The 12,319-nt window shown below is 54.2% G+C and carries 9 protein-coding genes; 7 read left to right on the forward strand and 2 right to left on the reverse strand.

All coding sequences use genetic code 11. The features are described from left to right. Nucleotides 1-38 precede the first annotated feature (38 nt). The gene (locus tag ATY27_RS03295; RefSeq protein ID WP_208932738.1) at nt 39-1,385 is read right to left on the reverse strand and encodes a sodium-dependent transporter; all 1,347 of its coding nucleotides are present in this window, start codon (nt 1,383-1,385) and stop codon (nt 39-41) included. A gap of 335 nt (nt 1,386-1,720) precedes the next feature. Between ATY27_RS03295 and ATY27_RS03300 the strand changes: the two genes are divergently transcribed. The 4 genes from ATY27_RS03300 (at nt 1,721) to ATY27_RS03315 (ending at nt 7,824) form a co-directional block, all read left to right on the forward strand. Next, nucleotides 1,721-2,464 carry a transporter substrate-binding domain-containing protein gene (locus ATY27_RS03300; RefSeq protein WP_208932739.1) on the forward strand — a complete coding sequence of 248 codons (744 nt, stop codon included), beginning with the start codon at nt 1,721-1,723 and terminating at the stop codon, nt 2,462-2,464. Between the two features lie 76 nt (nt 2,465-2,540). Beyond that, nucleotides 2,541-3,233, forward strand: a complete 693-nt coding sequence (rsuA, locus tag ATY27_RS03305) for a 16S rRNA pseudouridine(516) synthase RsuA (protein ID WP_208932740.1) — start codon at nt 2,541-2,543, stop codon at nt 3,231-3,233. A 311-nt stretch (nt 3,234-3,544) separates the two neighbouring features. Further along, nucleotides 3,545-4,624, forward strand: a complete 1,080-nt coding sequence (locus ATY27_RS03310) for an efflux RND transporter periplasmic adaptor subunit (RefSeq protein WP_208932741.1) — start codon at nt 3,545-3,547, stop codon at nt 4,622-4,624. Beyond that, nucleotides 4,624-7,824, forward strand: coding sequence for an efflux RND transporter permease subunit (locus tag ATY27_RS03315; RefSeq protein WP_208932742.1), 3,201 nt, complete (start codon nt 4,624-4,626; stop codon nt 7,822-7,824). The genes ATY27_RS03310 and ATY27_RS03315 overlap by 1 nt, the downstream gene beginning before the upstream one ends. Here the strand turns inward: ATY27_RS03315 and ATY27_RS03320 are convergent, their stop codons facing one another. Next, nucleotides 7,825-8,289, reverse strand: a complete 465-nt coding sequence (locus ATY27_RS03320; RefSeq protein ID WP_208932743.1) for a GNAT family N-acetyltransferase — start codon at nt 8,287-8,289, stop codon at nt 7,825-7,827. Nucleotides 8,290-8,465: 176 nt separating this feature from the next. Here ATY27_RS03320 and ATY27_RS03325 point away from each other — a divergent pair, with 176 nt between their 5' ends. From ATY27_RS03325 to ATY27_RS03335, 3 genes are all read left to right on the forward strand, one after another. Beyond that, complete coding sequence (locus tag ATY27_RS03325; protein WP_208932744.1) at nt 8,466-9,140, forward strand: putative 2OG-Fe(II) oxygenase; 675 nt, start codon at nt 8,466-8,468, stop codon at nt 9,138-9,140. 143 nt (nt 9,141-9,283) lie between these two features. Beyond that, complete coding sequence (locus ATY27_RS03330) at nt 9,284-10,270, forward strand: catalase family peroxidase (RefSeq protein WP_208932745.1); 987 nt, start codon at nt 9,284-9,286, stop codon at nt 10,268-10,270. Nucleotides 10,271-10,399: 129 nt separating this feature from the next. Further along, nucleotides 10,400-12,190 (forward strand): alpha-amylase family glycosyl hydrolase, encoded by a 1,791-nt coding sequence (locus ATY27_RS03335; protein ID WP_244151402.1) that lies wholly within the window; start codon nt 10,400-10,402, stop codon nt 12,188-12,190. Nucleotides 12,191-12,319 lie beyond the last annotated feature (129 nt).

Genomic DNA, 12,319 nt, shown 5'->3' on the forward strand with positions numbered 1-12,319 from the left:
GCCAGCAGTTATGCTGGCTTTATTGTTTGCAGGCTGAATCAGCCTTTAATCGTCATATAAGCCACAATTGCAATCAGCAGCGGTGCGACCACGGCAGCCAGCAGCCGATAGCCTGTCAGCACGTGTTTGTGCATTTCGTCCTGCAGGATTGGCTTGATTTTGTGCCAAATTGCCCAGCCAACAAACACGGCGGCAAACATTCCGCCCAGTGGCATCAGCAGGTTCGAAGCGACAAAATCCATCAGGTCAAACGGCGTTTTGCCAAAGACTTTCATGCTTTCGGCCATGCTGCCAAACGACAGGGCCGCTGGTATTCCCAGAATCACGTAGTTGGAAACAGACACGACCAATGTCGCTGTGCGACGGGCAATGCCGTATTCGTCAATCAGGAACGCGACCGCCGGTTCCAGAATCGAAATGGACGAAGTGACAGCGGCAAACAGCAACAAACTGAAAAATACCAGCGCCAGTAATTGGCCACCAGCCATCTGTGCAAACAGGGCCGGCATCGTAATAAAGGTCAGACCGGGGCCTGCGGCCGGGTCAACGTGGAAGGCGAATACGGCCGGCAGAATCATCAGGCCAGCCAGTACCGACGCCATAGTCGCGAGGCCTGCAATCCATAAACCGGCGTTGACAATTTTGGTCTCTTCGCTCAAATAGGAGCCGTAAGCGATCATCAGACCGGCACCAACCGACAGTGAAAACACCGCCAGACCCAGCGCATCTAACACCATCTTAATCGACAGTTTGCTCCAGTCCGGCGTAATAAAGTACATCACGCCTTCAATAGCGCCCGGTAAGCTCAGGCTGCGATATACAAGGAATAACATCAGCGCAAACAGCACAGGCATCAGGACTTTACAGATGCGCTCGATGCCTGATTGCACCCCGGCCACCACAATCAAAGCGGTAATGGTCATAAAGCCCGCTGTGTAAATCAACGCTGCGGTGGGGTCGGCGATAAAATTGGTAAAGGTATCACTGAGGACTTTGGCATCTGTGGTCAGGATGTCGCCTTTGATTGCTTCGATGATATAGGCAATGGTCCAGCCACCGACGACGCAATAAAAGCCGAGAATTAAGTACACACAGAGAACCGAGATCCAGCCGGCGAGGTGCCATTTCCCCTGGCCCAGTACCCGGTAAGCCGAGGTGGCTGATTTTTTCGCGCTGCGGCCGATCATCATCTCAGCCAGCATCATTACGACACCAACCGAAAACACACAAGCCAGGTACACCAGTAAAAATACGCCGCCGCCATTGGCACCTGCGACATAAGGGAATTTCCAGATTGCACCCAGGCCTACTGCTGAGCCAGCTGCGGCCAGAATAAAGCCGATGCGTGAGCCCCAGTTGCCCCGGGCGGTTAATTGATCAGTCATGATGTTCTCGTCGGTGAATCATTCGTTTTAATAATTATATGGGTTGGCAGGCAACCCCGGTCCCGCTGTTGCGCAGAAGTCAGACAGAGGCAGCAGCAATGTAGAGGAAAGCACGGGGTAATTGCAACCAAAAAACGCTGAGAAAAGCCGCGCTGCGGTTAGCAACAGGTTAGCAATGCAACAGGTCATTGTTTTCTGCGGCAACAGGCGCCAATGCAGGGTTGGACCAGTTTGTCCGGTTTTCATTTGCTACAAACCGGCAACATTTGGCCGGCTGGCGTATCGACGGGATGACAGCTAAGGTTAAAACCGGGAGTCCTTTGGAGCGGCAGTGCATGCGGTATTGGTGTTGGTTTATTCTCTGGTGCTGGCTGAGCCCGGCGACTGCCACGACAGTGGTGACTTTGTATGCGTATCACAATGCGCCACCTTTTGTGATCAACGCGGAGAATGAAACCGGACTGAATTATGATCTGCTGCGTGCGCTCCAGCAGGAACTTGGTGATCAGTATCAACTGAATCTGCAGCAAATCAGCCGACCTGAACTGAACCAGCGGCTGGCGGCAAAGTTGCCGACCATCGCATTGTGGACTAACCCGGCTTGGTTTGAGGCAGACGCAGAGCCCTACCTCTGGTCTGGTACTTTATTCAGCGATCGCGAAGTCTTTGTCTCGCCTTATCAACATACACACAAAATCCAGCAGCTGACAGAACTGACTGGCAGCCGGGTTGGCGCCATCCGCGGTTATAGCTATCCGGGTTTAAATGAGTTGATTGCGGAGGGCAAATTACAGCGTATTGATGCCGACTCGGATAAAGAAAATCTGACGCGCTTGCTGGAAAAACAACTGGAGCATGTGGTGATCACCCGCTCCAGTTTTTTATATTACGGCAGGCAAACCCAATATCTTGGCAAGCTGAAAATTACTGGCCAGCCTTATCCGGCCTATCGCCGGCAAATTCTGTTTACCCGGGATTATCAGCAGCTATATCCACAGTTTGAACAGGCACTGCAACGACTGACAATCCAGAAATATTGGCTGGACCGGCTCAGTCTGTACGGCTTAAAACCGCTGTAACAGCAGCCTGCCGCTGCTTGCAGGCGCGCGGACGCCTCAGTACACTGGCGCCCCGATTGTCATGGACCATATACCAATGCGTTTAGATAAATTTGTCTGTGATTGCACCGGACTGACGCGAAGTCAGGCCGGCAAACTGATCCGCCAGGGCGAGATCCTGCTGAATGGCGTGCTGTGCAAACAGCCGTCACAGCAGATTAGAGACACCGACAGCGTGTTGTACGATGGTGAGCCGCTGCAACTGACCGGCCCGCGTTATATCCTGCTGCATAAACCAGCCGGTTATGTCTGCTCTACAGACGATCCGGATCACAACACAGTGTTTGTGCTGCTGGACGAACCTAACGCCGACAAATTGCATACCGTCGGACGGTTAGATTTGGATACCACCGGCTTGCTGCTGATCACCGACGATGGTCAGTGGTCGCATAAAATCAGCAGTCCGAAACATCAGTGTGCTAAGACGTATCGCGCCTGGCTGGCAGATCCGGTCGAAGACACTGCTATTGCGCTGTTTGCTGAAGGGGTGATGCTACGCGGTGAAAAAGATCTGACCAAACCGGCGCAGCTGGAAATAGTCAGCCCGACCGAATGCCTGCTGACTATTCATGAAGGTCGTTACCATCAGGTCAAACGTATGTTTGCCGCCATTGGCAATAAAGTGGTACGGCTACACCGCGAACGTGTAGGTTCGCTGGCGCTGGATGAAAGTCTGGCCGAAGGTGAATATCGTTTTCTGAGCGCGGACGAAATCGCTTCATTCAAATAAGCTTATAATTTGTAATAAGTATTTAACCCTGACTAAGCGTCAGGGTTAAATACTTTGCGCGCCCCAACCATCCCACATCATTTGATCACGACTGCATTTTATTAATCTGGTTTTTCGGCTGGCTCGAGTTGTAGGCAGGTCACTTTCTAATTAGAATTTTCTAATATATACTTATATTAAATTTATCTAATGCAATGTGTGGCGACTATACTGTTCCTGCCTCAGGGAAAGTGCCGGGGAACTATGCCAGAGCACTAGCGTATGGAAATGCCACACAGCAGCAACGCAACACATTTGGAGGCAATATGCAGATGAAACGATTGGTCCGGCAGCTGACAGCCTCAGCCACCTGGGTCATCAGCGCGATGATGATCACTGTACAGCCCCTGTCAGCGGCCACCACTGACTGGCACACACTGACGCCACAGGCGCAGCCGGTCTGGCTGGAATTGCCGGCGCTGGTTGAAGCCGTAGCGCAGTCGACCATATCGGCCCAAACCTCGGGCCGGATCATTGAGCTGCCGTTTGATGTGAACGACCTCGTGCCGCAAGGCGCTGTGGTGGTGCGTTTTACCGATACCGAACAAAAAGCCCGGTTGGCGCAGGCCGAAGCTGCGCTTATTGAAGCGCAGGTGCGTTTCACCGAACAGGACAAAGAGCTGAAGCGGGTGCAGCAAATTCATCAGCAGGGCCTGGTGGCCAAAGCTGCACTGGATTTGGCACAGGCCAACTTTAATGCTGCCAAAGCCCGTCAACAGCAAGCCAGTGCCGCTGCCAGTGCGGCGAAAGAGCAACTGGAACAAACCGTGGTGCGTGCGCCTTACAGCGGCATTTTACAGCAGCGGCTGGTTGAGCTGGGCGAACTGGCGACCGTCGGTAAACCGTTACTGGTCGGTCTGAGCCTGGAACACCTGCGGTTAACGGCGCAGTTACCGCAACAACAATTACAGGCTGCGCGGCAAAGCAGCGCGGCCGAGCTGCAATTGGTCAATGGCAGTCAACTCAGCCTGGGCGCGCCCGATCTGACTATCGCGCCACAGGGTAATGCGCTCAGTCATAGTTTTCTGCTGCGGCTGAAATTGCCGGTGGCCGATTACAGCGCGCAGCACTTGTATCCGGGCAGCTGGACCAAACTGAAACTGCAAACCGGCAGCCAGCAGCAATTATTGTTGCCGGCCAGCGCTGTGTTATGGCGCGGTGAAGTGGCAATGGTTTATCTGCAGCAGCAATCTCACCCGCTGTTACAACCAGTGCGGGTATTGCAAATGAATGACCAGCAGTACCAGCTGCTATCCGGCCTAACAGCAGGGCAACAAATCGCGCTGGATGCGCAGGCGATGCTGCAAAGCCTGCAACCGGCGGCAAATGCTGCAGTGCAGGAGCCACAATAATGCACCTTGGGATCTCCGGCCGTTTAGCGGCAGCCTTTAAACAGAATCAGATCACGCCGCTGCTGGCGCTGGTCAGTTTGTTATTAGGGCTGTTTGCGGTGCTGGTCACACCGCGCGAAGAAGAACCGCAGATTGAAGTGACATTTGCCAATGTATTTATTGCCTATTCAGGTGCTTCTGCCGCGATGGTGGAACAACAAGTGGCGGTACCGGCAGAAAAAATCATCGCCGAAATCGCCGGCGTCAAACACGTGTATTCAGTGTCTGAGCCTGGCCGCACCGTGCTGACCGTGCAGTTTGAAGTCGGTGAAAAACGTACGGACGCTTTAGTGCGCTTATACAACGCTTTTTATGCCAAAGCCGACTGGCAGCCCGCTGCTGCCAATATTGGTCCTGTGCTGATTAAACCCAAAGGCATCGATGATGTACCAGTTTTTGCCGTCACGCTGTGGAGTAAAAACCCGCAGCTGGGCCGGGCTGAGCTGCAAGCCGCCGCCAATGCGCTGGAAGAGCAACTGCAGCAAGTGCCCGGCAGCCGCGATATTTATACCATTGGCCGCCAGGCCGAACAGATCAGCGTGCGGCTGGATCCGGCGCGGTTAGGCGCTTATCAGCTGTCGTTACCGCAATTAAGTCAGGCGTTACAGCAAGCCGGGACAGTGCGCAGCAGCCAGGCGATGCTGGCGCCGCAACAGCTGGTGCAATTGGAAAGCGGCAGCTTTTTAACCAGCGCTGATGAAGTGGCGCAACTGGTGGTTGCGGTGCGTAGCGGTGCACAAGGTGAATTGTTGCCGGTGTATTTGCGCGACGTTGCCGACATCAGCCGCGGGGTGGCTGAACCTGATACCTATGTGCAGCATCTGCAGCCGGTTGGTTCGGATGGCCGCGCACTGAGTTCTGCGGCTGTCACTGTAGTCGTGGCGAAACAACCGGGTTTTAATGCGGTGGATGTCACTGCCGCCTTGCAGGACAAACTGGCGCAGCTGCAACAGAGTTATTTAAGTCAGGAAATTGAACTCAGTATCAGCCGCGATTATGGCGTCACCGCTAAAGACAAAGCTGACACGCTGATCCATAAGCTGATTTTCGCTACCGCTTCGGTGGTGTTGCTGGTTGGCCTGGCACTCGGTAAACGCGAAGCCATTGTCGTTGGCGCTGCTGTCGTGATCACATTGGCGCTGACGTTATTTGCATCCTGGGCCTACGGGTTTACGTTGAACCGGGTGTCGTTATTTGCGCTGATTTTTTCGATTGGTATTTTGGTCGACGATGCCATTGTCGTGGTCGAGAACCTGCACCGGCACTGGTTATTGGGTGGCAAACCGCTGTCTGAAGCCGTACCGCTGGCGGTTGAAGAAGTCGGCAGCCCGACTATTCTGGCTACTTTCACTGTCATTGCCGCTTTGTTGCCGATGGCTTTTGTCAGCGGTCTGATGGGGCCTTATATGAGCCCGATCCCACTCAATGCCAGTATGGGCATGTTGATTAGCCTGTTGGTCGCCTTTATTTTTACGCCCTGGTTGTTCCTGAAAATGTTCGCCAACCGCACGCCAGCGGCCGGCGCCCATCAAACACAGGATGAAAAACTCGAGCATTTCTTCCGCCGGCTGATGCAACCGATGTTGCAGGCGCGGGCCGGCCGTAATAACCGGGTGAAACTGCTGGTTGGCTTACTGGCGGCGATCACGATGTCGGTGTTGCTGGTCACCAGTCAACAGGTGGTGCTGAAAATGCTGCCGTTTGATAACAAATCTGAATTTCAGGTGGTGGTTGATTTGCCGGAAGGCAGCACACTGGAGCAAACCCAGGCCGTGCTGAATCAGGTCAGTACCGCGCTTTTAACCTTACCGGAAGTCACCCATTTACAAACCTATGCCGGCACCGCGGCACCGATGAATTTTAATGGCCTGGTGCGGCAATATTATCTGCGCCAGCTGCCGTGGCAGGGTGACGTGCAGGTCAATCTGCAAGACCGCCATCAACGTGACGAACAAAGCCATGCCATTGCGCTGCGCGTGCGTCCGCTGTTGAGCCAACTCGAACAAAGCACCGGCGCCAGTATTAAGCTGGTAGAAGTGCCACCCGGACCACCGGTGATGGCGCCACTGGTCGCCGAAGTTTATGGCCCGGATTATCCCGCGCAGCTTAAAGCCGCGACTAAGCTGCAACAGCAGTTTGCCCAAACGCCACTGCTGGTCGATATCGACAGCACGGTCGAAGCGCCGCAGCCGCGCTGGCAGCTTATCGCTGATCAGCAAAAAGCCGCGTTACTTGGCGTGTCGGTCGAAGCGATTAACCAGACTTTGCAGATGGCGGTAGCCGGTCAGATCGCGACTTTTGTCCGGGACGATCATAAACGCCAGCTGACACCGGTTGAACTGCAACTGGGCGAAGGCGTGCTGGCCAACTGGACAGCGCTTGGCCAGTTGCCGGTGGTGAGCCAGACCGGCCAGCTGATTGCGTTGTCTGAACTGACGCGCAAAGTCGAAACCACGCGGGAAAATACGGTTTATCGCAAAGACTTACGACCAGTGGTATTTGTCACAGCCGACCTGGCCGGTGGCCCGGACAGCCCGCTATACGGCATGTTGGATGTGAAAGCCACGCTGTCACAACAAAGCGCGGCGCCTGCGCAACAACTATTCAGTGTGCCAACCAATACCGACCAGATCAGCATCAAGTGGGACGGCGAGTGGCAAATCACTTTTGAGACTTTCCGCGACATGGGTATCGCTTATGGCGTCGGCCTTATCATGATTTACCTGCTGGTGGTGGCGCAGTTTAAATCCTACGGCGTGCCGCTGATGATCATGGCGCCTATTCCACTAACGATTATCGGCATTATGCCGGGCCATTGGCTGCTCGGCGTGCAGTTCACGGCCACATCGATGATTGGCATGATTGCGCTGGCCGGCATTATTGTGCGCAACTCGATTTTGCTGGTCGATGCCATTCAGCAACAAACCGCCGCCGGTGTCGCGCTGGAGCAGGCCGTGGTGCACGCTTCCGCGGTGCGGGCGCGGCCTATTATCCTGACTGCACTGGCGGCGATGTTAGGCGCGATGTTTATTTTGGATGACCCGATCTTCGGTGGTCTGGCGGTGGCGCTGATTGCCGGTTTAGGCGTGTCGACGGTGTTGACGTTACTGGTGATCCCGGTGGTGTATTACGCCTATCACTATCAGCCTGGTGCTAGCTAATCAGAAAAACTCATACTGCATCACCGCGACCCAATGGTTCTCATAGAACTCGCGGTGGTGCAGTTCCCAGCCCAGTTTTTCGTAAAAAGCCTGCTGGTCTTCAGTAAACAGATACAGCTTTCTGAGCTCGCGCTGACGCGCCTCTGCCATCACATGCAGCACCACTTGTTTGCCTAAGCCTTTGCCGCGTTGTAGCGGATGAATGTAGATATTGGCCAGCCAAGGGCTTAAATCCTGATTGGTGGTCATATCTGACAGCAACAAAGACGCAGTGCCAATCGGTTCGCCCTGTCCATCGAGCAATACCCAGGTTTGTGGCAGCCCATCCCGCTGCAATGACTCACGCAGGTCAGCGGCGAAATCCTCCACCGTTTTATGCGGGAACAAAGCGTGCCATTCGGTAAAGTGCCAACTGGCGATGGTCGGTATAAAGTCAGCACATTCAAGCAGATTCAGCAGTTGCATCAGGGCGGTTTGATCTTCAACAAAATCAGTTGCCGCAGTTTAACAGAGGCTTGATGGTTTCAGAATAAACTTAATTGATTCAGCTGCTAACAGGCAAAAAAGCTTACGCAGTGAATTGGCACGGTGGTGCAACTGTTGATAAGATCGTGACAGATTCTTAGAAGATTGACGTTAATATGTATCAGTTACTGCAGTTGTTTCCAAGCCAGGTGCTCAGAGTAACCTGGCCACAGGCGCAGCGTTTAAATCCCGCCTTGATTGATGAAGTTCTGGCACTGCGTGAGCAGTTACCGTCGGTCAGTAAAACCAATGTTGGCGGCTGGCATTCGCCTTCCGAGCTGCAGGATCGACAGGAGCCGGCGATACGGGAATTTACCGATACAATTCCTGCCCATCTGTCGGCCTGGGCGCAACAATTTTTCGCCCTTGAGACGCCACTGGACCCAGATTTGTGGCAAATGGAAATTTGGGCGAATTGCAATGAAACCGGACATTTTAATAAAGCGCATGATCACTTCCGTAGCGGCGTTGTCGTCAGTGCATTTTATTATCTGCGTTGTGGCGGCGCCGGTGTTGGCGGCGAAACGGTGTTTATCAACCAACAAAGTTGCCCGCTGAATATTCACAGTCCAGTGCCGTTACGGGAGCAGAGTTTCGCTGTGACACCGCAAGATGGTGATATGTACATCTTCCCGAGCTGGCTGGGACACCGGGTGAACCCTTATCTGGGGCTGCAGACCCGGATCAGCCTGGCGCTCAATGCCTGGCACCCGGCACTGAATGTACGGAAAAAAACCGATAAACAGCGTTTTGCCGGTTTACGGCAGGTGCTGCGGAAAATCCGTCGTTGATGCTTTCAATAAAGCCCGTCATGGACCATTTCGGGCTGTTGTCGCTGATATTCAGCACTTGACCGCAGTCCCTGCACACAAATGCCCAAGTTGCCGGTCCGGTGGGCTACAAGCTATGTAGCTCAATTGCCCAAGGACCCAAAATGCCCCAAGTAAAACCACGGTTAAGACCACTTATTGTTGCCATGTTGCTGAGCCTGGCGCTACCCGTTAGTGCAGAATCTGCCACCGCACCAGAATTTATTGATACCTTTGCCAAAATTTTTGGTGAGCACCCTGGCGTGCGCAAAGGCCACGCCAAAGGCTTTTGTGTTGCCGGTGACTTTCAGGGCGCAGCCGCCATCCAACCCTATAGTAAATCTGTGTTATTCAGCGGCGATACTTACCCGTTGCTCGGGCGTTTTTCGATGGCGGGCGGTAATCCGAAAGCCGCCGAAAACAGCCGCTCACCGCGTGGGCTGGCGCTGCAAATCAAGCTCAAGAACGGCGAGTTGCAGCATTTTGCCTTGCTGTCGACGCCGATGTTTGGTGCCAAAGATCCCGAGTCATTTCTTGGTTTGTTAAAAACGCTGATCCCGGGGCCAGACGGTAAACCGGATTTGGCAAAAGTGGCCGCGTACCGCGCCGCGCATCCGGATACCCAGCCGCAGGCCAAATTTCTGGCCAGCACACCACCACCGGCCAGTTATGCCAATACGCCATACTTTGGCCTGCATAGCTTTATGCTGACGAATCAAAATGATCAGCAGCAGGCCGTACGCTGGCAGCTGCAACCGGTGGATGGGGTGAAAGGGTTAACTGCTGCTGAAATTGCCGCTAAACCCAGCGAGTTTCTGCAACAGCGACTGGCAAAGCAGCTCCAGCAGGGGCCGGTGCAATTTAAGTTGCAGCTGGTGCTGGCTGAGGCCGGCGATAATCTGCTGGACCCGTCCGTGCAGTGGCCAGCGTCACGCAAAACGCTGGATGCCGGTTTGGTAACGCTGCGTTCGCAGGGCGACAACGCTTGCGACCAGGTGAATTTTGACCCCAACGTGCTGAGTAGCGGCATCAGCCCGAGTGCTGATCCTATTCTGGCGATGCGCTCAGCCGCTTATGCCATTTCTTTTGGTAAACGTCTGACTGGCCACTGATTTTTGCCTGATGCATACCACAGCCAAAGCCACTGCAAACGTATGCAGTGGTTTTGCACCAAAGCGGTGCTATTCGCGGTACGCTGACTTCGACTAAGCTGAGGCGGTCTTTATTCACCGGAGCCGCCCATGACCAGAACAACGCTGCGTACTGCCTTTTCCCCTGTCGCTTTTGCCTGTCGCCGTGCTGTACCTGCACTGAAAGTGTCATTGCTGGCGGCGTTGTTGTCAGCCTGCCAGCCAGCCCCTGAGGCCAACAAGCCTGTTAGCGCGGCTGTCACTGCACCAATGGCTACCGAAGCAAAGGCCAGCCAAACACAAACAGTCGTAGCCACTAAACCTTGGTGGCAGGACGCGGTGTTTTATCAGATTTGGCCACGCAGTTTTGCCGACAGTAACGCTGATGGCACCGGCGATTTTAACGGCATCACACAGAAGCTGCCGTATTTGGCCGATTTAGGCGTCAATGCGTTGTGGCTCACACCGATGTTTGAAGCGCCGAGTTACCACGGTTATGACTTTACCGAGTTTTATCAGGTCGAAACCGACTACGGCAGTCAGCAGGAATTCAAAGCGCTGATTGATGCAGCCAAAGCAAAAAATATCCGCATTATCCTCGACTTAGTCATTAACCATATCTCAGACCAACACGACTGGTTTAAACGTTCTGCCGCCGGTGAAGCGCCGTATAAAGACTATTTTATCTGGCGCAAAGATCTGCCAACTGATGGCTGGGGCCCAGCCTGGGACGCCAGCAAAACCGACCCGAAAGTGGTCTGGCATTATCATGAAGGCCGCAAAGAATATTATTACGCCGCCTTTGGCGCGTCGCAGCCCGATCTGAATCTGACCCATCCGGATGTGGTCGCTGAGATGAAAAAAATGGCGAAATACTGGTTGGATTTAGGCGTGGCAGGGTTTCGCTTAGACGCGGTACGGTATGCCATTGAAACCGGGCCGGATGGTCAGGCTGATACTGCGGAAACCATCGAATACTGGAAAGATTTTACCCAATACGTCAAGTCAGTGCAGCCAGACGCGATGCTGGTTGGTGAAGCCTGGGCCGACCTGCCGGTGGCAGCCAAATACGCCGGTGATGGCAAGGCGCTCGATGCCGGTTTTGATTTTGAATTTGGTTATAAAGTGCTGGAGCTGTTGCAAGGCAATGGTGGGGTCAAAGCTGAATTTGGCACTATGAATAGTGCTGGAGCAGCCGCTACCGAACCATTGCTGCAGGCCAATTTCAACGCGCGGAAAGCTGCCGGTGTGGCGATGGGTTATTTCAGCCCGTTTCTGACCAACCACGACCAACCCCGGCTGGGCTGGCAGTTACAGGGCGATTTGGCCAAAGCCAAGCTGGCGGCTGCGATGTTGCTGACTTCACCCGGCAGTACTTATCTGTATTACGGTGAAGAAATTGGTCTGAATCAGGCGTCGGATGCCGAACATATTCAGCGCCGCGCGCCAATGTTGTGGGACCAAAGCCCGCAGGCCGGTTTCACCACAGCGGCAAATGCCTGGGTGCAATCAGACCAACTGTTCCCGCCACAGCGTGAAACCAGCTGGTGGACGCCGTTTCTGCAAGCGCAGCTGGCCGCCAAAGTGACGGTGGCGGACCAGCAACAAGATGCCAAATCGCTGTGGTCTCTGTACAAATTCCTGATTGCACAAAAACAACAACGTGCCGAATTTGGCGTCGCCGGCAGCTATGAAGCAAAAGTGCTGAATGACGGCAAATTGCTGCAAATCAGCCGCGAACTGGCAGGGAAAAAGAGCATTGTGCTGCTGAACCTGTCGGCGGAGCCACAGGCGTTGCCGGCGGAACTACTGCAGGATAACAGTCTGAAAAACGGCTGGAACGAAGCGGAAGCAACTGCCACCCAACTGTCTGCCTGGCAGCTGCGCAGCTGGTTTAACTGATCATCCGGCAGCGGTTCAATCGAGCCGCTGCAATTTCCCGTGTTTGGCGCCCTGGTTCCGAGCAAGTCCCCCGGTCCCCTGTGACTGATGTTAGTCGCACCCCATTTGTGTGGAAGTGCAGTGACAGCG

This window comes from Rheinheimera sp. F8 (assembly GCF_001518915.1).